Source organism: [Bacillus] enclensis (assembly GCF_001456935.1).
Lineage (GTDB): Bacteria > Bacillota > Bacilli > Bacillales > Bacillaceae_B > Rossellomorea > Rossellomorea enclensis.
The window spans coordinates 13,557-38,628 of record NZ_KQ758490.1 but is presented as its reverse complement, the minus strand read 5'-3'; the positions used below and the strand labels follow the sequence as shown (position 1 = coordinate 38,628).

The following is a 25,072-nucleotide window of genomic DNA, read 5'->3' as shown; positions in this document are numbered from 1 at the left end:
CGTTTGGTGGGGCATGAAAAACGATCAATCCAACACCAGGATTGCTCCTCTTTCACGCCAAATGGTTCATTTATGATATCTTCTCTGAGATTGACAGATGGTAATTTCGTTCAAAGTTGTTCGGAGAAAGATACCCAAGTGTCGAATGCTTTCTTCGTTCGTTGTATCGGCTGGAAATGTAGTAGTTAATCGCTCTCGAAGCTTCTGCCTTGGTTTTGAATCGGAAGCGATAAATGAGTTCCTTTTTAATCGTCGCATGGAAAGATTCGATGCACGCATTATCATACGGATCTCCTTTTTTACTCATGCTAATTTGGATGCCAGCCTCTTTTAGTAATTCGGTGTACTCTTTTGAACTGTACTGAGTCCCTCGGTCTGAATGATGAATGAGGCCTTCAGGAGGTCGTCTTGTCGTCTTGGCCATCTCCAATGCAACCAAAGTAAGTTCCTTTTTCATTGACGGCCCTAGACTCCATCTTATGATTTTTCGGGAAAATAGGTCCATGATCGACGCTAAATACATCCAGCCTTCAAGGGTACGTACATATGTAATGTCAGCTACCCATACCGTATTTGGACTGTCTACATTGAAGTTTCTCTTAACCAGGTTTGGATAGATCGCTAGATCATGATTGGAGTCTGTGGTCACGACATACTTTTCTTCCGGTGTAGCTTTTAGGCCCATTTCATGCATATATCTGGCGACTGTCTTTTTGGACACGGTGTATCCCCATTCAATCAAATCGTCATGTACCCGGGGACTTCCGTACGTCCCCAGGCTTTCATGGAAAGACTTCTTTATTTTTTGTTTCAATTCATTCTTTCTCTTTTCTCGATCTGTTTCACCACGACGATGTTTTGACTGCCACTTATAATAACCGCTGGAGGAGACCCCGAGTACGTTACACATCTTCAAAATGGGGTGTTCATCTTTATGAGCCTCAATGAATTCATACTTTACTTGGGCTTTTTCGTGAAGATGTGCATCGCCTTTTTTAAGATTTCGTTCTCCTCTTGAAGAGCCTTCATCTCTTTTTCATGTTGTTTTTTCAGTTTCTCAAGCTCTGATGGGGTAACGTATTCTTGTGACTGACCGGCAGCTTTTTTCTCTTTATAGTGTTTGACCCAACGCTGGATCGAAGAGTATGGAATTTCTAGCTCATGAGCTAAATCTGTAGCCTTTTTATCTTCTTCTACAATCATCTTGGCTACATATTCCCGATACTCATTTGGATGATGTTTTCCCATAGTGAACACGTCCTTTTTAATGATAGTTATAGTGTACGAATTATCATTTTGGTGTGTCCACTTTTTAGACTAACTTTAATATATTTCTTTTTTTGATAATAAACGGATGGTTTTTGATAATATATCTAGATTTTTGATAATAACTTGGCCGCTTTTGATAATATACATTTCCAAGAGCCAATAATACCCCTCATATCAACCGAAATCCTATATATACAGAAGCTATTCGGACCGATATTATAGAATAGTTGCTTTTAAAACCTGGTTTCATGACCGCATATGAGTTATTTAACTTATCATCAGTACCAGTATTTATGTTTTTAACTAAAACTTTCATTTATAACGCAGCAAACACTTAATAAGCAAATCCGGCCGATCCTTATGTACTTCATGATCGCTACCTTCCGCAATCACAAGCTGCCCCATGTTATTCAATTGTGATAACCCGATCTGCAGCTCTCTCCATACTTTTTCGTGGAGAGTTGCTTCTTCTTCAGGTATTCCATATTCAATGAAAGGGAGGGCAGACAGCCTCTCGTCCCTCGCTATCACGGTTAATGGCAATTCAGGAAATGGACCGGAATCTTTAATCAACTCACTGTCCTTATGCCAATGTTGAAATTCTTCAGCAATGATCCTAAAGAAAACTGGCCTGGTAAAAAAGTCAACGAACTGTCCAATTAGTTCTTCAGGTAAATTGCGGCGCGCTTCTTGGATAGCATCGTGAAAATCATTTTCTAATTGTTCTCTGGTTCTCTCTGAAGATAACATGTTACTTTCTATCATTTTTTCCATGCTGATGTGAGAATACATAACGGGCAAATTTAAATCATATAGTTTCTGAAAATTAAAAGAGGTGGAATCAATTAATATTACAGCTTTTAATTTTTGAGGGTGCATTTTTGCATACTGCTGCGCGCAAAGACCACCAAATGAATGCCCGGCCAACACAAACTTTTCATTAATTTCTAGATGGTTTACTAAACTGTCCAACTCCATCGCAATATTTTTCACATCTCTAGGCTTCGAGGAAACCTTACTTTTCCCATAACCAGCCCTATGGTACACCACAACGGTAAAGTCATTCTTCAGCTCCTGAATAAAAGACCACCAATTATAAATAGAACTGCCTATTCCTATTTCGAAAACAAGGATGGTTGGTCCTTTTCCCAGAATGATATATTCTAGATCAGAACTATCCTGTGAATAGATCATCCGCTCCCTCCTTTCCACTTAGATCCATCAAATCACCGCCTATCCAAGCCGCCGCTTCCCTCAAATCCTCCGCAATGAAATCCGGTGCGATTCCTGCCCAGCTCTCCCGGTATTTGGTAAGTGAACTTTCACCCCAGCCTGTTTTCACGAGCACTTTTTTGGCACCTGCAAGGTGTGCCGCTGCCATATCCGAACTTCCGGTATCTCCTACAACGTAACAATCCTCAAGTCTTAGATTGTACTTTTCTTTTGCTCTAAGTAATAATCCGATTCCAGGCTTCTGACACTCACAGCCAACTTCAGGGTGATGGTGACAATAAAAGATATCATCGATGAAAGCCGACTGACCCTTCAATTCGTCTTTCATCAACTCGAATCCTCTTATTAATTCCTCCTCTGTAAAATAACCTCTGCCAACCCTCGTTTGATTAGTGAACAAAAATACTTTGATTCCCAATTCATTAAGTGACCTTATAGCACCAAATGCAAATTCATACAGCTCAAACTCAAATGGATGAACCCCGCCGCCGGTCCCTCCTATGGTTCCGTCACGGTCTAGAAATACGGCTTTCATACATTGACCTCCACCAGATACGATTCGCAGATGGACATTAGGGGAGGTCGTGACAGCCGTTATTCGTGCCGGGTTGACCCTGGAAACTCTGGAAGAAGAAGCTGGGATCAGGTGGGCATTTCCTCACGATTCACCTATAGGGATTGAGGACAGAATCCCAGGGTTATTTACAATTTTGGCGAAAAAATGATACTTCTTGAGTTTCACACGTTCACCCTCGGAAAGCAGTAAACTGTATGCCACTTCAACTTCTTTAAGGCCGTCATTAAAATAGTTCCCGTCGGCAGCCACTTGCTTGTTTTCCACACTGATTAACTTAGATACGATGGGGTGAAAGTCTCTTAAAACAAATCTTCCCCCCGGTTTTAAAAGTGTATAAACCAATTCAAAAAGAGGGTCCAAATCCGTGAAATAATGCAATACACCAACTTCCAAAAGGACAAAATCATAATCAGGCAGCTGTTCCTCATCCGGAATATTTAATACATCCGAAACTAAATAGTGAATATGTACACCTGCTGCATCAGCGAGTTCGGCGGCATATTGTTTATTTCCTTCAGAGATATCTACTATAGTTACGTCCGCACCCAATAACGCAAGTGACACAGCTTTATTCCCCTTCGAACCGAGCAGGTTGACTATCTTTTTCCCATTTACATCCCCCATATAGTGAAGATAATGAGAGACTGTTTTTTTAGGTTCAGCCTTTAAAACTCGAGCATATTCCTTCGGGGTTCCATGCCGGTTGACCCAGGCTTGGTATTCAGACTGATTCCATCCGATTTGATTTATTTTACTGATACTCTGTTGATTCATTGACTTCCCCCCTTTTTAAAAACTCTTAGCGACTAACTATTTATCTTCAGGAATTGTTTGTTTTTCACAAAGTAATCCCAACCGGACACCAGGGTAATGATCATTGCAGCCCATAAGGAAAGGATATCAAAGGGTACATTAATATAAGTGAACGGTATATTATGCAGAAGCAAGGCAGAAATAGATATGATTTGAATTCTTGTTTTCCATTTTGCCAGGTTGCTTGCTGCAATCACTTTACCTTCTCCAACTGCAATTAAGCGTAAACCAGTTACAGCGGATTCACGGCATATGATAATAAATGCCATCCAGCTGGGCACGTTCCCTAACTGCACCAGTGCCACCAAGGCTGCCGTTATCAATAACTTATCTGCTAAAGGATCGAGAGACTTCCCCAAGTCGGTAATTAAGTTATATTTTCTTGCATAATACCCATCCAAACCATCTTTAACAGAAGCAAGGATAAATAATAGGGCGGCGATAAAATGAGAAACGTATATTCCCCCACCTCCTATAAAAAATGTTCCCAAAGGTAACGGGACTAATAAAAAGAGCAGAAAAACGGGGATGAACGCTATTCTTACAACCGTTATTTTATTTGGTAAGTTCATAATTCGTACCTAATATTGTTTTTTACTCCTTCAAATACCACATAACCCCATGGATATATGTATCCAAACCCTTACTCGTATCCACCACCAAATACCGCTGGCCATCTGGCTTTTTGCTGTTTTTAAGAGTCTTCTTGAATCCCTCAAAAGATTTTACCTCTTTTATCTGACTAATCTTTCTTTCTCTGTTACTCAGTCGCTGGTTGATTACATTAAAATCATCGAGATAACATTCAACATACTTATATGAAGCACGGTACTTCCTTGCCAGGTCCGTTCCTTTTTTAATTATCTCTTCGTACAGACAAGGACTGTCAAAAATAACGCTTCGACCCTGGGACAATATTGATTCGATGATCGACCAGTCGATATGATATGAAATGCTCCCGGAGGTCTTTCCGTCCATCCCCTCACCCTCTGGCGTCTCCAGCAATGCAGTCTTTGTTACATCGTGATCAATTACGATTGCTCCTGTTCTGTTGGCGATTTCTAGTGCCAGGGTAGACTTGCCAGAGCCAGGGAAACCTGACATTTGGAGAAAAAACATGGGTATTCCTCGATTCTGACTTTATTTAAACTAATTTTATTCATCACAAATAGTTCATTTAATTCTAATTATTCCAAAAATAACCTTATCCTACAATGTTTTTGTAAAAATAAAAAGCCCGATTCTAACTTTATCGAGCTTTCTTCCATTAAAATGACGCTTACTATCTTGAAACACCCTCATTCAACCTGCTTAACTCCTCTTCAATCTTCCCGACATCAATCCTCTCAAAAAGCGGCTTTATGTCTTTAAGAGTCTTTACCCCTGGCTCGAATTCCGACCACCTAAACTCACCCAGTCCCAGCATGTCTTTCACTTTCTCGCTCGAAAAAGGGAGAAAAGGCTGCAGGAGCGCGGCAAGGTTAGAAATAATGTACATGCAATTGGTCATCGTATCGTCGCACGAAGGCTTATCCTCATGAATCTGTATCCATGGTTTTTGCTGATCGAAATATTTGTTGGCATAGCGAATAAACTCAAACAGGGTTTCCAGAGAATTTTTTAATTGTGCATCTTCATTTAAAGCTCCCACCTCTTTGTAGAGCTGACGAATCTTCATTTTAATTTCTCTATCAATTTGTCCTTTAGGCACGATACCGTCATACGATTTCTGGATGAACTTCAATGTACGATTGACAAAATTTCCGTAGGCACCAAGCAGTTCGCTGTTGTGACTGTAGATAAACTCACGCCATGAAAAATCAGTATCCCGATTTTCAGGTGCATTGATGGTTAAGAAATAGCGGATGGAATCCGGGTCATATCTCTTTAAAATGTCAGGGACCCAGACAGCCCAATTTTGACTGGTCGACAGCTTCCGTTTTTCCAAAGTCAGATATTCATTTGAGATAATATGTGTGGGCAGGTCAGGATTGTTGAGCCCCATTAAGATCGATGGCCAAATGACAGTATGGAACGGGATGTTATCCTTCCCGTGAATATAATAGGAGATGGTTTCCTCATTCAACCAGTCTTCTATTTTTTCATTTGCATGTTTTGCCCATTCCATACTTGCCGTTAAATACCCCGATACCGCTTCGATCCACACATATATTTTCTTGTTTTCAAAACCGGCAATGGGAACCTGGACTCCGTTTGGCAGGTCACGTGTCACCGCCCGGTCCGGCACCCCTTCTTTTAAATATCTGTTGGTTAAAGAGACGGCATTTTCCCGCCACCTATTCTTTTTTTGTGCTGACTCCAAAAATCCTTGTAACCTTTTCTGGAATCTGCTGAACGCAAAATAATAATGCTCTGTCTCTTTTATGGAAGGCTGATTTCCACAGATTTTGCAGCGCTTGCCGATTAATTCAAGTGGATCGAGGATGGCAGAACAAAAATCGCACTGATCACCTCTTGCTTTTGCCCCACAGTTTGGGCAGGTCCCTTCGACAAAGCGATCGGGTAAAAATTGTTGATCGGTTTCGCAGTATGCCTGCTCGATCGTCTTTTTATAAAGGTAACCATTTTCCAGGAGCTTCAGGAAAATCTCCTGCACAGACTTGTGATGATGGTATGCATCTGTGCGGGTATAAAGGTCATAGGTAAAGCCCAGTTTCAAAAAGCACACTTCGAATTCCTGATGATAACGGTCAGCAATCTCCTCGGTGGTGGTATGCTCCTGATTTGCCCTTATCGAAATCGGTGTTCCGTTACAGTCGCTGCCGGACACATAAAGGACCCGTTCTCCTTTTTGTCTGTAGTATCTGGCCAGAATATCTCCTGGCAATAAGGCAGCGATATGTCCCAAATGCAGTGAACCATTCGCATAAGGCCATGCCCCTCCAATAAATATCGTCATCTTTCTTCCTCCTTTAAAAATAAAAAACCCCGCCCCAAGACAAACATAGTTGCCTAAGGACGAGGGTTATCTCGTGTTACCACCTTGATTCGCCGATCACTCACATGATCAGCCTCACTAAGTACGGAGAGAAGGGACTCCCTATACTTTGATATTTGTAACGAGTGTCAAATCTCGTCAACATCTATTCCTAATGGGAAGTCGATGCCGCAGCTCAAAGGCCATTTTCACTCAACGATTTTCTGCTTCTTTTCAGCTCCCGAAGCTCTCTGGAAGAAAATGATGTTGAATTACTTTCCTTATCATTGCATTTGTTCTTGTTATTTTCCTTATTATGCCACAACTTAGAAGTTTTTAGAAGCATGTAATGAATTGATAAATTTGCAAGCATCATTGCTTCTCCAGGAGAAACGAGCCAATGTACCTGTCCCCCTGGCTCAGCTTCAATAAGTTTTATGGTAATACTCGGTCCATTTCGCATTCCCTTCATTGTAGAACTCCCGCCAGACACCATTCCCGTTGTGGTATGAATCCTGCCAATTGTCGGTGGAAGTGTGATAGCCGTATTGCCAAATATCAGTCTGGCGATCATAGAAGCGACTCCACACATCCCCGGCATTCTCCAACTTCCGTTCTTCCTCAAGATAGGCGATCAACTCTTCCGCCCGTTTAAATTCGAGTTCAGATTTATCCATAATGGAATTACCGGTTTCGGTTGCCAGATTCATCAATTCCTCGCTTTTTTCATCTGCTTGCTTCATTCCTTCTGCTTTCCATTCGTCCCACGCATCCATCATCCGCTGATATTCTTCTTCCCAATATTTTTCTAATTCCTGCTTTGAATCGACATAGGAAAATTCTCCATTCCCAGCCTCGGCCACTTTCTTCAGAAGGGTCTGGGCTTCGTTATCAACCTGGAAACCTATGATGTTAATAATCGGCTGGATTCCTTCGTCTGCTAGTTTTTTCGCTTCTGCCACAGGGTCGCTGCCGCATGTTTCAATACCATCACTTACGACATAAACAATAGATGCAGCCGCATCTTCCGGAATGTCATTTTTGGTTTCAGAAAGAGCTTTTCCGATTGGCGTCCATCCTTTGGCTTGCAGTTTATCCAATGCCACTGTCACCTTAGCTGAATCCGCCCCGCCTTCATAAATTCTTTCCGTGTTCCCGCAGGATAATTCTTTGTCCTTATCGGCACTTGAGCCCTTATGGCCATAAACCCTTATTGATAACGTACTGTTTCCGGGGAGGGTCTCGATAAAACTGTTGATGGCATCCTTTGCTTCATCCATCCGGGTACCATTTTGGTTCTTAGCATTCATACTGCCGCTTGCATCCAATAAAATAGCGAAATGCGATTTTTTAGCTGCCAGCTCTTCTGACTTCTGGTCAGGACGGTTGACATTGACATTCACTGAAGGATCGAATTTAATAAACGTTTTCGTCTCCTCATGATAATCCTCATGGATCAAGGACAAGATTGCACGTTCAATTTCATCCTTGTTTGCATCTTTCGGCAGTTCATCAAGCTTTTTCTTCGCTTTTTGTACATCATAATGGTCTCCGCTTAAAGGACCCGGCTTTCTCATCAATTGATTCTCAATCTCCGTCAGTTCCCTGCCTGTGTCTGGTTTTTTATAATATTCCGGTTCTTCATTCCACCACTGTTCAGTTGGTTCTTCCTTTTTCACATCATGCCTAGGCGCTGCATCAGCTTTTTCACCGGTTTCTTTTTTGTCATCAGAACCGCAGCCAGCAAGAATAATCGCTGCAGAGCATAAAAAAGTCATTAATTTTTTCATAATATTTCCTCCATTATTATTCTTCACATCTATGTACCTACTGAATTATTGTAAACAAAATGGAGACTGGATGATGAGCGATTTTTACAAATAGCGGAAATTACATACTTTATACCTACCCTCCCCATTCGAGACTAAACTACTATATTTTCTTAATTCCTCCTCCTTGTTTTAATACAAAATATGAGGAATATGATATGATTTTTACAATAGAAAAGATGATTCGGAAAGGATGTTCATACTTGTCAGACCGATTAATTTTTCTTGTTTCCGGTCCATTGGGAGTTGGGAAATCAACTACATCAAAAAAGCTCGCACAGAATGTGAAAAATTGTGTACTAATTGAAGGGGACACTATTCTGGATATGTTTGATCACGGAGCAGAAGCATCCTGGGAGGAACGATTGAGTTTTACGTGGGAGCATATCCTGGCACTAACAAGAGGCTTCATCCGGAAGGGCTTCAATGTGGTCATTGACTTTGTGGTTGAAGAGGAGCTTGACTGGTTTTGTAAGCAGCTATCAGATTTGCAGATTACTATGAAATATATCGTGTTGAAGGCAGATGAAGAAAAACTAATGGAACGCATCTATATGAGGGGTGACAACAACTCCATTGAGCGTTCTCTCTATTTATTGAACAAACTGCAGTCAAAACCGTCAAATCAACCATTTCTTTGTGATACCACTAATAAGCAAACAGAAGAGATCGTTAACATCATCATCAAAGACCCTGGTTTTATGGTTGCGCATTTAAAACAAAGTTGAATATAGCGGAAAGTGGGGACGATTACATGTCCATTTTAATAAGAAAAGAAAAGCCTGAAGACTACGCGGCTACTGAGAAGGTTGTTGAGATGGCATTCAAACACGCAGGATACAGTGATCAAAAGGAACACTTCCTTGTCAATCGCCTCAGGACTTCAGATGCGTTCATCCCAGAGCTGTCCCTTGTTGCTGTAAACAAGGATGCTGATATAGTCGGTCATACCATGGTTACGAGGATACAAATAGAAAACGATGCAAGTACCACAGAGTCCCTTGCACTCGCTCCTGTTTCTGTGTTGCCAGAATATCAATATACAGGAATCGGAAGTACATTGATCCGGGCAGCCATTGAGAAGGCTCGGGAACTTGGATATGGCTCAATCATCGTACTGGGTCACAAAGATTATTATCCTAAGTTTGGATTCGAACGGGCTTCACGGTGGAATATCAAAGCTCCCTTTGAGGTTCCAGATGAGGTGTTTTTGGCTTTGGAATTAGTCGAAGGTGCTCTTAAAAGAACGCATGGGATTGTGCGATATTCACCTGCCTTTTTCTGAATAACGATTTTTAACGGCAGCCATTTCGCTGCCGTTTTTCGATTCACTCGCCTAAGGCGCCGACAAAAGAAATTCATCTACTAATTCCAACACAAAAGCATAAGTAAACAAGCTTAATGGCAGCAGATTGACAATCAAAGCAAATATTCTTTTCGCTATATTTTCTTTGCTGAACATGGAAACGATGCTCAAGGGTATGCCAATCACAGAAAGCAGAAAAGCAATTATCCCAATACCTTTTGGCACAGATGCATGAATCGAGACTGGAATAACAACAATCGTGAAAATCGCTATAAAAAATGAGATGGTAGTGAAGACTTTTAGCTTATTCCTATCCATTTGACACTCCTCCCCAGCCCCACACTCAGATTAAAGCGCAATTTTTAACCAAATAAGATTTAAAGACATAAAAACTGCAACAACGATGTAAAAATAACCTGTCTTCAGTTGCTTATCCTTTAACTGTTCGATTCCCCATAATAAAAACGCTAGTGATAAATAGGAGAAAAAACATAAAGATATATTCGGACTTCTGCAATGAAAAAATGCGTGAAACCTAGCCAGATGCCTTTTGCCGCAAGGAATAGATTAGTATGTTCAACTCTTTTCCCACCTCTGTATTGATGGTAACTGAACACAGTATAGCTATCTACTAATTATTTCAAATGACACTAGTCTTCTCAAGAAAATTTTCATAAAAAAAGACTTACCCTGATATGGATAAGTCCGATCCTGAAGGAATTTCCCCAGTAAAATGTTATACGTGAGTTGTATCATTTAATGAATATCCCTCTTCTTGAAATTTCCGCCCTTCACTTCTGCCACTTCATATACGGTGATAAACGATCCCGGATCGATTTCATTGATGATTTCTTTTAGTTTTGTTTCTTCGAGGCGGTTGATGACGCAGGTGATTTCTTTGAATTTCTCATGTGAATAACCACCGTATGCTTCTTTGTAAGTGGCACTGCGGCCTAACCGATCACGGATGGTTTCGACCATGAGTTCCGGTTCCGTCGTGATGATTTGGAAGGTTTTCGATCCACTCAGACCTTCTTCTACGATATGTATGACTTTTGCAGCAATGAAATAAGCAATGGCTGAAAGGATGGCTCCCTGCAGGCCGAATACTGTTGAAACGATCGCAAATACCCCGACATTCAGCATCAGGATAAAGTCATTTGTTCCAAACGGCAGTTTTCGGGAAAGCAGTACTGCGAGCATATCAATGCCATCCAAGGCACCGCCATTTCGCAATGCGATACCAAGACCAAGTCCGAGGATGATCCCGCCGACAACCGTGACTAACAGCGTATCCCCTTCAATGATTGCAGGCGTATGATGCATCAATTTTGTCCCGATCGCCAATGATGCGATTCCGAGTATCGAATTGACGGCGAAACTTTTACCGATTTGTTTATATCCAAGCCAGACAAAAGGTATATTCAGTAAGGCAATCAGCACCCCGAGCGGCAGGCCAAACAGCTTTGAACCGACGATACTTACACCGGTCACTCCTCCATCAGACACGTTATTTGGGATTAATACGGTTTCCAGGCCATAAGCAGCAATGAATCCCCCAAGGATGACCATAAAACCCCGGAAGATCAACTTTGCTTTATTACCGGCCCTGTGCTTTTTAATTGTACTCATGTTATTCCTCTCTTCGTTCTTGGTGTATTTTTTAGTTTATCATACTGACTGGATTTTTGTCGTAACGAGGCACAGTATATTGGGGCCGTCCCTTTGTTCATACACCTGCAGGTATAATGGACGGTAACTCTAGTTTTTAATAATATATTTTTATATTTGATAATAAATGGTTCGGTTTTGATAATATATCCGGATTTTTGATAATAAAAATAATGCCTGCCCCCTCAATACCCCTGTATAACTCCAACGTTTCTTGCCAATAGGGGATGTCAGTCCATTACTAACAGAATGATTACTAAAAACCACTCATTCAATACCCAACCTAACAAAAAACGGGTCAGGGAACCTGTCCCCACGACCCATCCACGACCCGCAACTCTATCTCCTGTTAACAACTCTGCTGCCAAAAGGGGCAAAGTAATACATTAAAACAGTAAGCAAAAACACTAGTCCGCAAGCTATAGACACATAAGATAACGCTTGTGCTCCTGATGTTGTAGCTGAAAACATAAACCAGCCAACTATTAACTGCAGAACTGCCAGAACTGGCAGGTAAAGACTGTAGAATCTTTTTCTACTAATGAATAGATACCCTGCCACCACCAATACATAGACTATGCTTATTGCCAACACGATCGGGAATGTCGGCTTGAACTTGATTGCATAGACAAAATAATCAAGTTTTGAAATGTCACTTCCTTCTTTTACATCACCGGAAAAAGGAGTGGAGTACTCCCATTCAAAGGGTCTCTCCACTATCTCTGATCCTTCAAACAACGTTGCAAACAGTGAAAATAACAGGACTGCGACCCCAAGTCCTATTTGGGTTACGGCACGATTCACTTTTATCCCTCCTCATGTCTGGTGCGGTTCAACCGCCTCAAATTTAACCTTACTGGACGGATACACATCCGCAAACCACCGCAGGACCCCATTATGATGATTGATAATCTGCTGTGCAGTCAATTCACCTGAATCCCAAGTACTGTGTGCATCAGAAATTAACGTGACCTTGTACCCCTTGCCGAATGCACACCGGCAGGTCGTATCCACGCATGCTTCTGTCTGGATACCAGCAAGATACAGATGGTCGATGCCAAGATTATTCAGTTCGCTTTCAAATGTCGTGTTAAAAAACGAATCTGGTGTTGTTTTTTGAATGACCAAATCCCTGGGAATTGGTTTGATATCATCGTGTATTTCCCAACCTTCAGTCCCATACTCAAGAGACTTACCAGCAGGTGAGTTATGCTGGATGTAAATGACCGAGATTCCAGTCGCACGTGCTTTCTCCAGCAAAGTTTGCAGGGTGGAAATCAGATCTTCACCTTTGTATACAGGTGCTTCATCAAGGAACATACCTTTTTGTACATCGATAATTACTAAAGCGCTGCTCATTTCGTTCTCTCCTTTATCAACATTCTTCCTATCTAACCGCCTTAATTAATTTAAATATAATTAAGAACATTTTACGCATCACTTGGTATAGACACCTCTTCTACTATATTCACATCCCAGGCGATGATCGTGGTACTGTCTCTCACATGATTCTCTTTGATTACCTCAAGCAGAACCTTTATTCCCTTGTTCAATGGCTGGTTTTTAATAGCTTCATAGATTTTTTCAGCACTGGAAAAAGGATCATTCGGACATTCAACAAGGCCGTCAGTTGTTAACATGATCCTGTTCATACCTTTTCTGAGTTCCCTCATACCGCTGCTGAAACAAGGGACTGCCTGGTCAAATGTATTGACTCGTCCAATCCATTCAAAGAAGTGTCTTTGATTAACTTGATACTGTCCGAGGCCGGCAAGCTCTGGATGAAACAGATAGGCAATGCAGTCTCCGATCGAGAACCACCACAGATACTTGTCTTTTCTCAGCACGAGCAGACAGGCCGTCTCACCGTTTACTTTACGGCAGGAAGAAAGGAACTCTTTTTCTTGAAAGATCGTTAAAATTTCCCCCTCTATTTTTGGGAGCGATCGTTCAAACGACAATGACAATATTTCTTGAATGTCCCTTTTATACTTATAAATCTGATGGACGACCAACTCCGCACTATCTGCTGATTGATGTGCATCCATCAGTACTGCAAATTCCCAATCCTGCTGTTCGTCTGCCCAGATTATGCATCCATCTTCATTCTTGTACTGACCTGCTAGAGAATTGCCTCCAAAACGCCCCAATGAGATATGGTTTACAGGTACGATGCTGATGGTATCCACGAAATCGCTTTGACTGCCTATCCAGTTGTACTCTTTTAGTTTATTATTCATCATGTATTCTCCAAGTCACAATTTTCTATTTACTACCAATTATTTCAAAACAATCTAACATATTCAAGAAAAATTTCACTATCCCTCAGAAGTCTTTTTTACATAATTGTTTTCAAAATAATACAGCACCGCTGAGGAATCGGGTACAATAGAAATAGATTCATCCAGTAACCTTTTTGAACAATATTTTCTAATGGAGAGGAAGTAATCAAAATGGGAGCATCTGAAAAAATCACCATTCAGACCACTGTACAGGCACCGGTAGAAAAGGTCTGGGCATACTGGACGGAACCAAACCACATTACCAAATGGAATGCGGCTTCGGATGACTGGCACACCCCGTTTGCCGAGAATGATTTGCGTATAGGCGGTAAGTTCCTTTCAAGGATGGAAGCGAAAGACGGCAGCTTCGGATTTGATTTTGGCGGCACATATGATGAGGTCAAAGCAAACGAGGTCATCGCGTATTCAATGGAAGATGGCAGGACCGTCAGTATCACCTTCAAAGCAAATGGCGACAAAACCGAAATCGTGGAGACGTTCGATCCCGATTCCGAGAATCCGGTCGACATGCAGCGGCAAGGTTGGCAGGCGATACTCGATCGGTTTAAGAGTTATGTGGAAAACTAAGAGAAAGAGCCTCTGAATAACCAGGGGGCTCTCTGTTTTTCTTTCCAGTTTTAAGCATGGCAAATTCCCAACCGGGTATGTCGGGCAAAATTTATCAACGAGGGACCAAATTCCTTAATTATATTCGTTAGCAGGTGATTCCATGTCAAACTCAACCGTACAGTTAAGTCCCTACTCCAAGGAGTGGGTAAACAAATTTGAATATGAGAAAGAACAGATTATGAAAGTGGTTGGCACTGAAATCTCAGCTGTCGAGCACATCGGCAGCACCTCAATAAAAGGCTTAACAGCCAAACCAATCATCGACATCATGGTCGGCATTGATGATTTAAATCGAACAGAAATACTTATTGAACCTCTGAGCCAGATTAACTTTGAGTATGTGCCAAAACCGGAATTAACGGATAGAAGGTTTTTCAGAAAAGGTTTGTGGGGCAACGGAACCTGTCATTTGCACGTTTGTGAATACCAGGGTACTGAGTGGAATGAGAAATTACTATTTCGGGATTATTTAAGGATCCATCCCCAGGCAGCTGAAGAATATGCCCGGCTTAAAAAGGAGCTTGCCGAGAGGTTTAAGTTTAATAGGCCAGCGTATACAGAGCATAAAGAACCGTTTATCAGGGAGATTATTGAAAAAGCTAAATTGAAATTTTCATAATTGGGATTCCTAATAAATTGGATGTCCAAAAGAGGAACGGACATCCTCATATCCCTCTAGAATTACTGGGTAAAGCCATTTTCCATTCATCTATCAAAACGCCCATCTCCCACAAGCTCCAGTACTCATCACCGTTTCTCCTGGCATCCCGGAGCAGAACCTCTTTATTAAAGCCCGCCTTTTCATAACAGACGATGGCAGCAGTGTTAAAATCGAACACGCCGAGGCTGACCCTGTGTAAATTCAGTTCTTCAAATGCAATCCGCAAAGCTTCCCTGATCATCTTCTGGCCAATGCCTTTTCCTCTTGTCTGCAGGCTGCCAACCAACACTTTCCCTATACGGGCCGACATATTGGTTCGATCTATTTTCCCCAGTGAAATATGACCGATTGCTTTATCAGTCTCTTCATCGACAACCTTGTAAATCAGGGTATCCCCCTCTTCATTATTTGCGTTCTCAATATAAAGTTCCAGTTGTTTGTCATCCAAAGGATAATCGAACTCCGGCCCTCCCCACTGCAGTAAAAACGAAGGCGAATCGATCCACTCAATGAGTTGATCAAAGTCAGATCGGTTGAAATACTCAAGCTTGATCATGTCTGTATTCTCCTTTTTTTAATGAGACATTGGGTGCTGCACTAAATAAACCGCCATCATTATGCTGAAAATACCAAGGGAGGCGATAATAAAAAGGCATATCCCCCGCCCCTTTTCCCCGCTGAAGTAAAGGTTCACAAGCAGGTAATATAAAACACCGCACACCAGCGTGAAGAGAGAAAACTCCCTGGATTCACCCGCACTCATTTTAATCTCTTCGATTTTTGAAAACTCTCCACTGCCAGTAATCGTAAAAGGAACGGTCAGGCTCTGAAGCAAGAACCCTCCGAATATCACCAAACCTATACTATTCAAAAAAGTCCGTGTCCCGTTTTTCTTTGGATCCGGTTGATAGTCTGGTTCTGTTTGATAATCTAATTCCATGCTCCCGCCTCTTTTCTTTTTGGGTATTTTACAAGTACGGATGAAGAGACAGGAAGGTTCCAAAAGGTACACTTGAAATTAGTTATCATTCATAGAAATCCATATGCCCTTTTTCCTTCTTATAATAATCCAGCCTGTCCCCCAGTGTACCTGTATGAAATTCAAATTTATGACCATCGGGATCGGTAAAGTAAACCGATCTTTTATCTCTTTCATCTCTAGTTCGGCCGGCCAGGATATTGACATTCATTTTCTTTAACTTATGTACGATGTCATCAAATTCAGCTTCTTCTACTGTAAAAGCAGTATGTGTGTATGACTGATGGATTTCGTTACGCGGGATACCCTTTTCTTCATTGAGGGCCAGCCACATTCCGTTCAAATCAAAATAAGCTGTACTACGGCCTTTCACCATCAGCTTGGCTTCAAATACTCTTTGATAAAATAAAATGGATTTTTCTAAATCAGATACAGAGAATAAGAAATGATTAAGACCTTTTATCAGCATTTTCTCACCTCTCTTGGTTTTGTCCCAGTCCCGACGCCTGTTCTGTAAAACTCCCAACTACCTCACAAAACAATTCTTTCTCCTCTAAAAATGGTTAATGGTTGCTTTCTTCAAATATTGCAAGCTGAGAATGCGGGATCTCTCCTGCCATTTCAATCGAGTAAGAAACCGGACACTGAACATCGTGTCTGCCACAAATAATTAGAATAGGCGATGTGATCAAATTCAACTTCCTTGTTACATCGAACACATGTAATTCCCTGCTGAAATAATTCAGCCTGACACCTGACATTCTTTTGTGGATCGACAGAGAAAAATATTGGTCATGCCTCTCGGGTTGAAACAGGGATAATTTTGTTCTTTCGGCACTGATCCTCTTTCTTTCTGTTTCAATCAAACCCGATTGTTTGAGCGTCTCCATGTAATCCTGCATGATTTGATAATCGGGATGTTCCGGATTGTAAATACAGTCTTTTGAAAACGTCATGTACTCCCTTGCTGCCGCTCCGGTGATGACAGAGAACAAAAGGCTGTCCGAATGATAGATTCCATAAAGGACTCCGAGCATCCCGCCAGTAGAGTGGCCGGCAAAGCCCCATATGTCAAAATCAAAGCTGTCGCGTATGGCTTCTAAATCAAAGACGGTTTCCAGCATGCTCATCTGGTACGGTTCATGAGCTTTTTCCGAGGCCCCGGCTTCCCTTAAGTTAACTAGAATGACCTGGTGATCGGATGTAAAAGTTTCTGCAAAATAGTCACCCGTTTCATTGAACTCTGAGTAGTGGTGGGTGACACAGAGCGGCTTACCACTGCCTTTTATGAACACTTCAAACGTACCGCGTGAAGTAGTAATCAATTGTCTATCCCAAGTTTGCATTAATACTTCCCCTTTCTGGGAATAGCTCATGTACTGGTTGTTCTGACCGGCATATGGCTGGTGGAAAATTCGACAACTGGTGCAATTATCAGGAAAGTGGCGCAATAAATTAAAAAGTAGCGCAATAAACAAGATTCTGGCGTAAATATTCGAAAAGAGGCGCAATTAAGATTAATATATTAATATTTTCGGTTCTGAGCCTTTAAATACCTTATATATATTGTTTTTAACTTCAAGGAGCAAGCACCATTATGACAATACAAGCCGACTTAATCAGATTTTTTCACCACTTTTCAATAAAAAAAGGACATTTTTGTCCTTCTTCTTCACTAAGACCTCCACTCTTCCCCATGCTCCAAGACAAACGCAATGTCCTTTTTATAATGCTCGACATGCCCATCATCCACCATCTTTTGAAAGGCGTCGTCGCCTTCTTCGGCTTTTCGCTTAATCGTCTTACATATCCCTTCCAAACGCAGTAAGACCATATCAACAAAATCTTCTTCAAACTCCATCCCATAGGCTTCAAAGAACAAATTCACTCTTCGTTTGATCCGTGCCCCATCTTTATCAGATTGATAGAGTACTTCCTCACCTGCTTCAGAATGATAATGCCTGCTTAAAGGCACACACGTGTATAGCGTGTAGGCGATGTCGTACATTCTCGGACCCGGTCCTGCTACATCGAAGTCGATGATCCCAACCGGTTTATTTTGATTAAAGATGATATTGTAAATGGCAAAATCGTTGTGGCAAAGGACCTCATAAGGCTGCGGGGTGTTATCGATCGGCTGCCAGCTATCATCGAATTGAAAATTGTTGACCGCATCATGATAAAGACGGAGCATGTTCGCAATCCCCTCCAACGCCTCATCTGACCACATGTACTCTTTTAAAGGATAGTTACCCGCTTCCCCTTCTATGAAAGAAAGGATTTCCCTGCCTTTATTATCGATCCCCAGGAATGCTGGAGAATATCTATATCCTTTCTTTTCCAAGTGCTTTAATAGTTTATGAATTTTGGAGCTTTCCGGTTTTAGTTCACGGCGGACCGTGTCTTTTAATCGGTATACGCTTGAGACATTTCCTCCGGTGAGTGGCTCTTCGTTTTCTTGGTTTGACATATGTTCACCTCCATTAATGTTACTTTTTTAGTAGAGGAATAACTTCATCAAAAAAGTCATTGAAATCATCCAGATGATAATCCGCAATATCCGACTCACCCTGAAACATGCATGCAGCAATCCCCAATTCCTTTGCCGGCAATAAATCCAAATCCCTGTCCCCGATAGCGAGGTCAATTTTATTTTTCGTATGTAAATGCTGGTATGCCGCCGGATGCGGTTTGCGCGGGAACCCGTCGTCGATCGTGACGATATCTGCAAAATAATGCGTCCAGCCGTAATGATCGAGTATCGCAAGGACCCCGTCCCTGTCCTTGTGGGTCATGATTACATTTCGGCCGGCAAACTTCAGTACTTCTTCAACTCCGTCAAAAGGCCTCATATCCAAAGGGGATAGTTCTTTCTTAAGCCGCTCATTCTCCTCTACCTGCTCAGGCGAAATGTTATAAAACTCGATTGCATGAGAGTAGGAAACTTTCAACTTATCATAGATTTCTTGATTATCAGCGCCCTCCCCCAGCACTTGAGAGAGGGTTCGTGTGTATGCAGGATAAGTATCGAATAGTGTTCCGTCAAAATCCCATAGTATGTTCATTTGTACCATCCTTTCTTCTTTTAATAGTAAGATGTCTGATCCCTTTTTATTTTAGTAAAATAAGGGCTTAAGAGAGAGCCGAAAAAACCAAGGAAAAATCCAACCCCAACAGTCAGAGAAATATTAGAAAATGGTGAAAAGAATTGGACGAAAATCCAGAATGGGCCAATCATAAGCAGGCTATTCACCAATCGTCCACTCACCGTAATTTAATGATCTTGACCGCAGCCGTCACAGCTAAAAGGCTTATATTGCGGTCCCAATATGTAGCGATAGACCTTTTTCCAGCCGAATGTTGAATGACAATTTTCACATTGAGGCAGCATGGTAATTCTCCTTAAGTACGATTAAGCGAGACATTTGATTTACTCACTTTTGAAAACTTTACTTTCACGGCCTTTACAATGTACCCGCATACTCCTGCACACAGAAAATATACAATACCCCAGCAATCCGCCAAGCGTATTCAAAATCAGATCATCCACATCGAAACTGCCGAATTTAAAAACAAATTGAATCAGCTCAAATAGTAAACTCAAGCACAATGTGGCAGCAATAATATTCTTTATAGTTGAAAACCTTTTTGTTAAAAGCGGCAGCATGAAACCGAACGGTGCAAAACCAATCATATTACCAACCAGATTTTCAACCCGGATATTTAAATTGACATCTGCTAAGTAAAAATAAAAAATAATTGTCTTTAAAGGGATGAAATTATGATTACCCAAATATGCATGATCACTGTTAAAAGTAAAATGTCTGGTGATCTCTGAAAGCGGCAAATGTTTGAATAAGATTAGTTTTGAAAGAATAAGCAGGTAAATGGCCAAAGTTGTAACTAATCCTATTTTTAATAAATATTTCCTCATTTATTATTCCATTCTTTGTAAACAAACGGGATATCCGGCATACTCCCTCACTCCAAAATACCCTTCAGTAACTCCTTATGATCCCTCGACAATTTTATCAAATCAAAACTCCCCCTGCTGATTAACTCCTTAATACGTTCCGCTTCATCCCAAGCCAAATCATAATGAGATTGAGCAATTGTTCCTTCCAATAAAGCTTCTTCAAGTTCATTTTCATCCAAGACAATCAGTTCTCCTGATGGCAATAAGACCAGGTCCAAAAACAAATCATCCATCCATGGGATACCGGATTCCACTCCACTGCGCAAGGTGATATCGATGTACCATTGAACAACCTGTCCCTGGGCATCGAACACCGTTGTCACTACATGATGTTTATCCTTAGGGAATTGCTGCAGCCACATGTAGCCGTCGTCCACAATACAAAGAGTGTCATTGCCGTATGGAACTGTTAACGGGACAGTAACTTTCACTGTTTGGAGCAACGTGATGTAACCGCTGAATTCTGCTGAATCAAGATGGGTTTGGGCATACTTCCTTTTTAAAATCCGCTTCCATCCAGAACGGTCACCAGATTTTCTTTTAAGCATGTTTTCCTGACTCCTTTTCTCTCCCGTCAATACTCCTCAATCGTCTTCCTAAACCCATAAAACTTCCGATAATCCTGATCTTCGTAAAAGGTCCTTGATGTCGATGATCCGAGCAGGTCAATCCTCGTTTTCGGGTAGAGGTGATGGACGAATTTAATCAGCTCGGACCCGATTCCCTGTCCTCGGTAATCCTTGTTGATCAGCACTTCGCAAATATAAGTCGTTATGTTTAAGTCCGTGAATCCCCTCACGTATCCGGCGAGAGTATCACCGTCGTAAACCAGGAATCTTATATTTGAATGAAGCCATGCATTCTTCGTGTCTTCCTTCTTTTTCACGAGATTATTCCATTCCTCTTCTGCATTCAGTTGGTTTACCTGAGCAAAATCAGCTTCCTCAAACTCTTTCAATCTATATGAGTATCCATTCTTTAACGATAATTCCTTCATTGGAACTTCCCTCTTTCTAGTTATTTCTTTCACCCAGGAACTCCGTCTCAAGCTCCTCTTCTATGACCTTTCCGTCAAAATAAACCCTATAGGCCTTTGCATCGGGGCGTGAACTGACGATTTTATGGATGGCTCCGTCAATGTAATGAACTGCGGCCCCATCATCGGCAGCAATTCCAGAGCCCACTTCCCCGGATTCAATGAACCGATGGTATGCAGGTCTCCTTTCTGCTTCTCCATCGTAATGAGGGCAGTTGCTCCCTTTTAAGAATCCGAGGCATTCCAACGTTTCCAGCCCGTCGCCGTATGAATCGGTCACACCTTTTTCAAACCAGCAGATCGATCCCGCACTTATCCCTGCCAGGATGATTCCCTGCTCCAGCGCCTTTTTAAAAATAGGGATGAGGCCCCATTCTTTCCATAAGACCAATAGATTCTTGGTATTTCCGCCTCCTACATAGATGATATCTTTCTCTAGTAAAAATCCCTCTAAGTCCCTTGTCGGCGGTTTAAACAATGAAAAGTGGGACGGCTGGCAGTTTTCTTTTTCAAAGAAATCGTAGAATCTAGTGGTGTATGAATCCGAGTCACCGCTTGCGGTCGGAACAAAACATACCTTCGGATCTGATTTATCTGATTGGGCAAGTATGTAGCGGTCCAATAATGGATTCTCCGGTTCCATAGAGAACCCTCCGCCGCCAAGCGTGATAAGTTGTTTCATCTGATTCACAGCCTTTCGTTGGTTTAGATGATAAACAGGACAATCATAAGAAAGATACAAGTCGCTACACTTATATATCCATACTCTGTACGTCCTTTTTGAAATTCTTCCAGTCCCATTACCAGGAGCATGACACCTATTACGAACAGTGTGTATGGCTGCAGCCAGAAATTATCTGTGAAAAATCCGTATAGTGCCATGACTAACCCAATCAAGGCCAGACTGATTCGCAAAATTTTTAACATCGATTTATTCTCCTTAACTGTAAACGGTTTAACCCGGTTTACATTTTCCCTTCCTTTATCCATCTCCTGATCTGTAAGCTTCCAAAAAGAGATACCGCAGGATAATCATAGCAATGACCCAGAGACCCAGCCTGTCGATTTCCCGCAGTCCGCCTGCATACATCACTGTGAATGTAGAAACTCCGGCAAACATGATATAGCAGAAGACATTAGGGATAATCCATATCATCCGTAATCGTTGATTTTTCTCCACTTGGACAACACAACTCCTTAATGAGAGTTTTATGAGCATGCTGGACATCTTCCCTTATTCAAAGCAGTGGTTTTGTCATATCCATCATCGGTTTAAATCCGTTCTTTTCATAGACGCTTCTGCCTGTTGAACTGGACCAGAGCCTTGCCCGTTTGGCTCCGTTTTGTTTGAGCCATACACACACTTCATCGGTTAATGTAGAGGCGAGACCGTTATGGCGGTGATTCTCAAGCGTATATACGGAAATTACCCAGCCGAATAGACTTTGCTCTTTTGCAAGCGGATAAGGATATTCTGTCCTGAGAAGCCCTCCTGCGCAGGCTGCAATCTGATCACTTTCATCCAAGGCCACCCTGAACATCAACTGTCCAGCTTCCGATTCCTTTATAAATAGGCTTTTCACTTCTTCTATCCTATGTATATCCGGTTTTGGCATGTCGTCTATTTCACACATCTCGCATGCCATTCTGTACCAATGGTCAGCCATGAGCGGGATTTCGGCATCTGTCGCATTTCTTGTCCTATACATGGTGAACCTCCTATCATGCTGTTACTTTAAGCTTCACTCATCGTTTAAAAGTGGGTCAACGCACCTGTCCCCCCTGCCCGCTACATGTCCCAGGCAGGATGATGGTGAACGTTGTGCCATTGCCGAGTTCGCTTTTGACGATGATTTCGCCTTTCATGCGTTTGACGATTTGGTAGCAGACGGTGAGGCCGAGGCCTGTTCCTTTTTCTTTTGTGGAGTAATAAGGGCTTCCAAGGACTTTGAGTTGTTCCGGGGGCATACCTGCTCCGTTGTCTTTGATGGTGATGACGATCTGGCCGTCTTTGTTCCGTGCTGCAGCAGCCATTATTTCACCGTTTTCCTTTATGGCTTCGATTGCATTTTTCAGGATATTAATGAAAACTTGCTGGATTTCAATCTTCAAGCCTTTTCCCATAAGCCCTTCCTCGATGTCTTTCTTTATTTCAATACTGTTCATGACTGCATACGTGGACATAACTTCAACGGATTCACTCATGGCCTCGCTCAGACTGAAGACTTCGTATTCTTCCGTCTGCGGCTTGGCGAGTGAGAGATATTGATTGATCACTTCCTGCGCCCGGTCCAGTTCCTGGATGGAAATCTTGATGAAGGTTTTTTGTTCCTTCGACAGACCTTCTCCCTGCAGGAGCTGCATGAATCCTCTGACCGTCGTCATCGGATTCCGGATTTCATGTGCGACTGATGCCGCCAGCTGACTGACCACATTGAATTTTTCCGCTTTTATCAGTTCCTTTTTGATCCTTGCCTGCTCCAGCCTGTTTTCGATGAGATAAATACTGATTAATAGTGTCAGCCAAATAACCACTGTGGAGCTCAGCAATAGCGGAAGCTGCTCCAGCATACCTTTTAAAAGCAAGAAAATGGCTCTTGTACCCGGAACCAACAAATAAAATAAGGTAATCATAAGAAGCTTCTTTTTCCATTCAGCTTTTCTATACCATTTTGAGAATGGGATAAGGAGCAAGCTGTAAATCGCATAATTCACCAGTAAGTTATCGAAGACATGGCCGGTAAGAAAACTGAATGCCAAGAGTACGATCACCATGGCATATCCCGCTCTCTTTCCTCCATAGATAAAGGCGAGGATGACCGGGACCACTTTAAAGTCATACACATATCCACTGGAATAAACCACGGGAAAAACCATCGTAAACACGACAATCACCATATTCATGGCCAGAAACTGCAGATTGAACCCTTTTGGGCCAAGTTCTGATTCCCTTGCAAACATCTGAAACAGAAGAATAGTAAATAAAATAAATACAACATGCAAAATTAAATGGTGGACCGTCTCTAACATACAAGAACCCCTTTAGGACAAAAGCACGATATTTTAGTCATCTACCCTAAAACTTCGACATCTTTTTCCAATATCCCTTCAACGAACCTTCAAAAAGAAGCCCTGGGGACAGGTACCGAGGCCCATTTCCCAATAAAATGCATAAAACCGCCTATCTAGTGAATGCAAAAAAATCCAAACGTCTCAAGCAGGTATACATGCCTGCATAATCAGTGATTCAACGTCACATAATAATGTGGGTAAGACACAGTAAGCGGTAAAAGTAGTGACCGGTTATCCCAAGACACAAACGAATAAGGATTGGTTCCCTGATGATATACATATATAACGATTTTGGCGGGACTCATACAACATCCCTTGCTGCCGCATACCACTTAAAAAAACTGCCTCAGTCCGAAAGAGTTCTTACATCAGAAGAGATATTGAATGTACCGTACTTCAATCAACTTACAAAGAAGGATTTCGGAAAGCTGATTTTTCATGGAATCGATGATGAGGGCAATCCCGTGTATACAATCGGAAGAAAACGGAACAAACTCGTTGTGCCTGCATTAAAGGAACTGACGATACTGCTACAGCATCGATTCCATTTTGATGAAAAGATCATCTTCTCAAACACTTCCCCCACAGTCCCGATTCCGATGTCAATCGGCGGGTTCTTATCGAGAACGATGAAAATCGATTCACTTGGAGTACCTTTATTGGTAAGAGGCGCTCAGCAATGCTGTGACAATATCTATCGCTTGGTGGAAAATACGAAAGAAACAGCAAAAATCCCTTGCAGGGATAATGTAATCGTTTTAGAGAATGAAATGTATAAGTAACTGAAGGGAGCCGGATTT

At 41.8% G+C, this 25,072-nt stretch carries 34 protein-coding genes and 1 other annotated feature; of the genes, 5 read left to right on the top strand and 29 right to left on the bottom strand.

Annotation, left to right across the window (positions count from 1 at the left end; all coding sequences use genetic code 11):
- Nucleotides 1-70: 70 nt before the first annotated feature.
- The 9 genes from AS034_RS19980 to AS034_RS19940 form a co-directional block, all read right to left on the bottom strand.
- A complete protein-coding gene (locus AS034_RS19980) occupies nucleotides 71-946 on the bottom strand; it encodes an IS3 family transposase (protein WP_244888210.1) in 876 nt (291 codons plus the stop codon).
- A gap of 11 nt (nucleotides 947-957) precedes the next feature.
- On the bottom strand, nucleotides 958-1,248 hold the full coding sequence (locus AS034_RS19975) for a transposase (RefSeq protein ID WP_058299918.1): 291 nt from the start codon (nucleotides 1,246-1,248) through the stop codon (nucleotides 958-960).
- 333 nt (nucleotides 1,249-1,581) lie between these two features.
- Nucleotides 1,582-2,463, bottom strand: a complete 882-nt coding sequence (locus tag AS034_RS19970; RefSeq protein ID WP_058299917.1) for an alpha/beta hydrolase — start codon at nucleotides 2,461-2,463, stop codon at nucleotides 1,582-1,584.
- Nucleotides 2,444-3,037, bottom strand: a complete 594-nt coding sequence (locus AS034_RS19965; protein ID WP_058299916.1) for a D-glycero-alpha-D-manno-heptose-1,7-bisphosphate 7-phosphatase — start codon at nucleotides 3,035-3,037, stop codon at nucleotides 2,444-2,446. The genes AS034_RS19970 and AS034_RS19965 overlap by 20 nt, the downstream gene beginning before the upstream one ends.
- 123 nt (nucleotides 3,038-3,160) lie before the next feature.
- Complete coding sequence (locus tag AS034_RS19960; RefSeq protein WP_058299915.1) at nucleotides 3,161-3,853, bottom strand: class I SAM-dependent methyltransferase; 693 nt, start codon at nucleotides 3,851-3,853, stop codon at nucleotides 3,161-3,163.
- Nucleotides 3,854-3,885: 32 nt separating this feature from the next.
- Nucleotides 3,886-4,464, bottom strand: coding sequence for a CDP-diacylglycerol--glycerol-3-phosphate 3-phosphatidyltransferase (gene pgsA / locus AS034_RS19955; protein WP_058299914.1), 579 nt, complete (start codon nucleotides 4,462-4,464; stop codon nucleotides 3,886-3,888).
- 22 nt (nucleotides 4,465-4,486) lie between these two features.
- Entirely contained in the window at nucleotides 4,487-5,011 is a 525-nt protein-coding gene (locus tag AS034_RS19950) for a P-loop nucleotide/nucleoside kinase family protein (protein WP_058299913.1), read from the bottom strand.
- Nucleotides 5,012-5,174: 163 nt separating this feature from the next.
- A complete protein-coding gene (gene metG / locus AS034_RS19945) occupies nucleotides 5,175-6,812 on the bottom strand; it encodes a methionine--tRNA ligase (RefSeq protein WP_058299912.1) in 1,638 nt (545 codons plus the stop codon).
- 52 nt (nucleotides 6,813-6,864) lie between these two features.
- Nucleotides 6,865-7,127 (bottom strand) — a binding site (T-box leader).
- Nucleotides 7,128-7,255: 128 nt separating this feature from the next.
- The gene (locus AS034_RS19940) at nucleotides 7,256-8,620 is read right to left on the bottom strand and encodes a VWA domain-containing protein (RefSeq protein ID WP_058299911.1); all 1,365 of its coding nucleotides are present in this window, start codon (nucleotides 8,618-8,620) and stop codon (nucleotides 7,256-7,258) included.
- Nucleotides 8,621-8,862: 242 nt separating this feature from the next.
- Here AS034_RS19940 and AS034_RS19935 point away from each other — a divergent pair, with 242 nt between their 5' ends.
- Nucleotides 8,863-9,387 carry a P-loop nucleotide/nucleoside kinase family protein gene (locus tag AS034_RS19935; protein ID WP_336433379.1) on the top strand — a complete coding sequence of 175 codons (525 nt, stop codon included), beginning with the start codon at nucleotides 8,863-8,865 and terminating at the stop codon, nucleotides 9,385-9,387.
- A 26-nt stretch (nucleotides 9,388-9,413) separates the two neighbouring features.
- Nucleotides 9,414-9,944 carry a GNAT family N-acetyltransferase gene (locus AS034_RS19930; RefSeq protein WP_058299910.1) on the top strand — a complete coding sequence of 177 codons (531 nt, stop codon included), beginning with the start codon at nucleotides 9,414-9,416 and terminating at the stop codon, nucleotides 9,942-9,944.
- A 51-nt stretch (nucleotides 9,945-9,995) separates the two neighbouring features.
- On the opposite strand, the gene AS034_RS19925 is transcribed toward AS034_RS19930, so the two are convergent.
- The 6 genes from AS034_RS19925 to AS034_RS19905 form a co-directional block, all read right to left on the bottom strand.
- Nucleotides 9,996-10,283, bottom strand: a complete 288-nt coding sequence (locus AS034_RS19925) for a hypothetical protein (RefSeq protein WP_058299909.1) — start codon at nucleotides 10,281-10,283, stop codon at nucleotides 9,996-9,998.
- Nucleotides 10,284-10,313: 30 nt separating this feature from the next.
- Nucleotides 10,314-10,466, bottom strand: coding sequence for a DUF3953 domain-containing protein (locus tag AS034_RS23510; protein WP_419184998.1), 153 nt, complete (start codon nucleotides 10,464-10,466; stop codon nucleotides 10,314-10,316).
- 255 nt (nucleotides 10,467-10,721) lie between these two features.
- Nucleotides 10,722-11,597 (bottom strand): YitT family protein, encoded by an 876-nt coding sequence (locus AS034_RS19920; protein WP_058299908.1) that lies wholly within the window; start codon nucleotides 11,595-11,597, stop codon nucleotides 10,722-10,724.
- A 378-nt stretch (nucleotides 11,598-11,975) separates the two neighbouring features.
- Complete coding sequence (locus AS034_RS19915) at nucleotides 11,976-12,440, bottom strand: DUF4306 domain-containing protein (RefSeq protein ID WP_058299907.1); 465 nt, start codon at nucleotides 12,438-12,440, stop codon at nucleotides 11,976-11,978.
- A gap of 12 nt (nucleotides 12,441-12,452) precedes the next feature.
- Nucleotides 12,453-12,995: a cysteine hydrolase family protein gene (locus AS034_RS19910; protein ID WP_058299906.1), complete on the bottom strand. Its 543-nt coding sequence runs from the start codon at nucleotides 12,993-12,995 to the stop codon at nucleotides 12,453-12,455.
- A 71-nt stretch (nucleotides 12,996-13,066) separates the two neighbouring features.
- Entirely contained in the window at nucleotides 13,067-13,876 is an 810-nt protein-coding gene (locus AS034_RS19905) for a PP2C family serine/threonine-protein phosphatase (protein WP_058299905.1), read from the bottom strand.
- Between the two features lie 213 nt (nucleotides 13,877-14,089).
- Here AS034_RS19905 and AS034_RS19900 point away from each other — a divergent pair, with 213 nt between their 5' ends.
- Nucleotides 14,090-14,506 carry an SRPBCC family protein gene (locus tag AS034_RS19900; RefSeq protein ID WP_058299904.1) on the top strand — a complete coding sequence of 139 codons (417 nt, stop codon included), beginning with the start codon at nucleotides 14,090-14,092 and terminating at the stop codon, nucleotides 14,504-14,506.
- Nucleotides 14,507-14,648: 142 nt separating this feature from the next.
- Nucleotides 14,649-15,167: a GrpB family protein gene (locus AS034_RS19895; RefSeq protein WP_058299903.1), complete on the top strand. Its 519-nt coding sequence runs from the start codon at nucleotides 14,649-14,651 to the stop codon at nucleotides 15,165-15,167.
- A 46-nt stretch (nucleotides 15,168-15,213) separates the two neighbouring features.
- Here AS034_RS19895 and AS034_RS19890 read toward each other — a convergent pair whose 3' ends face one another.
- The 14 genes from AS034_RS19890 to AS034_RS19825 form a co-directional block, all read right to left on the bottom strand.
- Complete coding sequence (locus AS034_RS19890) at nucleotides 15,214-15,765, bottom strand: GNAT family N-acetyltransferase (RefSeq protein WP_058299902.1); 552 nt, start codon at nucleotides 15,763-15,765, stop codon at nucleotides 15,214-15,216.
- Between the two features lie 18 nt (nucleotides 15,766-15,783).
- Nucleotides 15,784-16,149, bottom strand: a complete 366-nt coding sequence (locus AS034_RS19885; protein WP_058299901.1) for a hypothetical protein — start codon at nucleotides 16,147-16,149, stop codon at nucleotides 15,784-15,786.
- 85 nt (nucleotides 16,150-16,234) lie between these two features.
- Nucleotides 16,235-16,654: a FosM family fosfomycin resistance protein gene (gene fosM, locus AS034_RS19880; RefSeq protein WP_074440095.1), complete on the bottom strand. Its 420-nt coding sequence runs from the start codon at nucleotides 16,652-16,654 to the stop codon at nucleotides 16,235-16,237.
- A 97-nt stretch (nucleotides 16,655-16,751) separates the two neighbouring features.
- Nucleotides 16,752-17,534: an alpha/beta fold hydrolase gene (locus AS034_RS19875; protein WP_074440093.1), complete on the bottom strand. Its 783-nt coding sequence runs from the start codon at nucleotides 17,532-17,534 to the stop codon at nucleotides 16,752-16,754.
- Nucleotides 17,535-17,863: 329 nt separating this feature from the next.
- Entirely contained in the window at nucleotides 17,864-18,658 is a 795-nt protein-coding gene (locus tag AS034_RS19870) for an aminoglycoside phosphotransferase family protein (RefSeq protein WP_058299899.1), read from the bottom strand.
- A 19-nt stretch (nucleotides 18,659-18,677) separates the two neighbouring features.
- Nucleotides 18,678-19,253 carry an HAD-IA family hydrolase gene (locus AS034_RS19865; RefSeq protein ID WP_058299898.1) on the bottom strand — a complete coding sequence of 192 codons (576 nt, stop codon included), beginning with the start codon at nucleotides 19,251-19,253 and terminating at the stop codon, nucleotides 18,678-18,680.
- 365 nt (nucleotides 19,254-19,618) lie between these two features.
- On the bottom strand, nucleotides 19,619-20,122 hold the full coding sequence (locus AS034_RS19860) for a VanZ family protein (protein ID WP_074440092.1): 504 nt from the start codon (nucleotides 20,120-20,122) through the stop codon (nucleotides 19,619-19,621).
- A 47-nt stretch (nucleotides 20,123-20,169) separates the two neighbouring features.
- Nucleotides 20,170-20,712 (bottom strand): DUF402 domain-containing protein, encoded by a 543-nt coding sequence (locus AS034_RS19855; protein WP_058299897.1) that lies wholly within the window; start codon nucleotides 20,710-20,712, stop codon nucleotides 20,170-20,172.
- Between the two features lie 26 nt (nucleotides 20,713-20,738).
- Nucleotides 20,739-21,161, bottom strand: a complete 423-nt coding sequence (locus AS034_RS19850; protein WP_058299896.1) for a GNAT family N-acetyltransferase — start codon at nucleotides 21,159-21,161, stop codon at nucleotides 20,739-20,741.
- 16 nt (nucleotides 21,162-21,177) lie between these two features.
- Nucleotides 21,178-21,882: a Type 1 glutamine amidotransferase-like domain-containing protein gene (locus AS034_RS19845; protein WP_058299895.1), complete on the bottom strand. Its 705-nt coding sequence runs from the start codon at nucleotides 21,880-21,882 to the stop codon at nucleotides 21,178-21,180.
- Between the two features lie 23 nt (nucleotides 21,883-21,905).
- On the bottom strand, nucleotides 21,906-22,127 hold the full coding sequence (locus tag AS034_RS19840; RefSeq protein WP_058299894.1) for a DUF3953 domain-containing protein: 222 nt from the start codon (nucleotides 22,125-22,127) through the stop codon (nucleotides 21,906-21,908).
- 55 nt (nucleotides 22,128-22,182) lie between these two features.
- Nucleotides 22,183-22,380: a hypothetical protein gene (locus AS034_RS19835; protein WP_058299893.1), complete on the bottom strand. Its 198-nt coding sequence runs from the start codon at nucleotides 22,378-22,380 to the stop codon at nucleotides 22,183-22,185.
- A gap of 58 nt (nucleotides 22,381-22,438) precedes the next feature.
- Nucleotides 22,439-22,909, bottom strand: a complete 471-nt coding sequence (locus AS034_RS19830) for a GNAT family N-acetyltransferase (protein WP_058299892.1) — start codon at nucleotides 22,907-22,909, stop codon at nucleotides 22,439-22,441.
- 55 nt (nucleotides 22,910-22,964) lie between these two features.
- Nucleotides 22,965-24,230 carry an ATP-binding protein gene (locus tag AS034_RS19825; RefSeq protein ID WP_058299891.1) on the bottom strand — a complete coding sequence of 422 codons (1,266 nt, stop codon included), beginning with the start codon at nucleotides 24,228-24,230 and terminating at the stop codon, nucleotides 22,965-22,967.
- Between the two features lie 311 nt (nucleotides 24,231-24,541).
- On the opposite strand from AS034_RS19825, the gene AS034_RS19820 reads away from it, so the two are divergent.
- Entirely contained in the window at nucleotides 24,542-25,054 is a 513-nt protein-coding gene (locus AS034_RS19820) for a DUF3189 family protein (RefSeq protein ID WP_058299890.1), read from the top strand.
- Nucleotides 25,055-25,072 lie beyond the last annotated feature (18 nt).

Coding starts and splice junctions, on each gene's coding strand:
- AS034_RS19950 (WP_058299913.1), bottom strand. CDS start 5,011: ATGTTTTTTCTCCAAATGTCAGGTTTCCCTGGCTCTGGCAAGTCTACC.
- AS034_RS19840 (WP_058299894.1), bottom strand. CDS start 22,127: ATGTTAAAAATTTTGCGAATCAGTCTGGCCTTGATTGGGTTAGTCATG.
- AS034_RS19925 (WP_058299909.1), bottom strand. CDS start 10,283: ATGGATAGGAATAAGCTAAAAGTCTTCACTACCATCTCATTTTTTATA.
- AS034_RS19890 (WP_058299902.1), bottom strand. CDS start 15,765: ATGATCAAGCTTGAGTATTTCAACCGATCTGACTTTGATCAACTCATT.
- AS034_RS19825 (WP_058299891.1), bottom strand. CDS start 24,230: ATGTTAGAGACGGTCCACCATTTAATTTTGCATGTTGTATTTATTTTA.
- AS034_RS19960 (WP_058299915.1), bottom strand. CDS start 3,853: ATGAATCAACAGAGTATCAGTAAAATAAATCAAATCGGATGGAATCAG.
- AS034_RS19940 (WP_058299911.1), bottom strand. CDS start 8,620: ATGAAAAAATTAATGACTTTTTTATGCTCTGCAGCGATTATTCTTGCT.
- AS034_RS19905 (WP_058299905.1), bottom strand. CDS start 13,876: ATGAATAATAAACTAAAAGAGTACAACTGGATAGGCAGTCAAAGCGAT.
- AS034_RS19850 (WP_058299896.1), bottom strand. CDS start 21,161: ATGAAGGAATTATCGTTAAAGAATGGATACTCATATAGATTGAAAGAG.
- AS034_RS19910 (WP_058299906.1), bottom strand. CDS start 12,995: ATGAGCAGCGCTTTAGTAATTATCGATGTACAAAAAGGTATGTTCCTT.
- metG (WP_058299912.1), bottom strand. CDS start 6,812: ATGACGATATTTATTGGAGGGGCATGGCCTTATGCGAATGGTTCACTG.
- AS034_RS19875 (WP_074440093.1), bottom strand. CDS start 17,534: ATGCAAACTTGGGATAGACAATTGATTACTACTTCACGCGGTACGTTT.
- AS034_RS19820 (WP_058299890.1), top strand. CDS start 24,542: ATGATATACATATATAACGATTTTGGCGGGACTCATACAACATCCCTT.
- pgsA (WP_058299914.1), bottom strand. CDS start 4,464: ATGAACTTACCAAATAAAATAACGGTTGTAAGAATAGCGTTCATCCCC.
- AS034_RS19855 (WP_058299897.1), bottom strand. CDS start 20,712: ATGCTTAAAAGAAAATCTGGTGACCGTTCTGGATGGAAGCGGATTTTA.
- AS034_RS19975 (WP_058299918.1), bottom strand. CDS start 1,248: ATGGGAAAACATCATCCAAATGAGTATCGGGAATATGTAGCCAAGATG.
- AS034_RS19920 (WP_058299908.1), bottom strand. CDS start 11,597: ATGAGTACAATTAAAAAGCACAGGGCCGGTAATAAAGCAAAGTTGATC.
- AS034_RS19860 (WP_074440092.1), bottom strand. CDS start 20,122: ATGAGGAAATATTTATTAAAAATAGGATTAGTTACAACTTTGGCCATT.
- AS034_RS19895 (WP_058299903.1), top strand. CDS start 14,649: ATGTCAAACTCAACCGTACAGTTAAGTCCCTACTCCAAGGAGTGGGTA.
- AS034_RS19885 (WP_058299901.1), bottom strand. CDS start 16,149: ATGGAATTAGATTATCAAACAGAACCAGACTATCAACCGGATCCAAAG.
- AS034_RS19830 (WP_058299892.1), bottom strand. CDS start 22,909: ATGTATAGGACAAGAAATGCGACAGATGCCGAAATCCCGCTCATGGCT.
- AS034_RS19930 (WP_058299910.1), top strand. CDS start 9,414: ATGTCCATTTTAATAAGAAAAGAAAAGCCTGAAGACTACGCGGCTACT.
- AS034_RS19970 (WP_058299917.1), bottom strand. CDS start 2,463: ATGATCTATTCACAGGATAGTTCTGATCTAGAATATATCATTCTGGGA.
- AS034_RS19965 (WP_058299916.1), bottom strand. CDS start 3,037: ATGAAAGCCGTATTTCTAGACCGTGACGGAACCATAGGAGGGACCGGC.
- AS034_RS19900 (WP_058299904.1), top strand. CDS start 14,090: ATGGGAGCATCTGAAAAAATCACCATTCAGACCACTGTACAGGCACCG.
- AS034_RS19845 (WP_058299895.1), bottom strand. CDS start 21,882: ATGAAACAACTTATCACGCTTGGCGGCGGAGGGTTCTCTATGGAACCG.
- AS034_RS19865 (WP_058299898.1), bottom strand. CDS start 19,253: ATGAACATACTATGGGATTTTGACGGAACACTATTCGATACTTATCCT.
- AS034_RS19870 (WP_058299899.1), bottom strand. CDS start 18,658: ATGTCAAACCAAGAAAACGAAGAGCCACTCACCGGAGGAAATGTCTCA.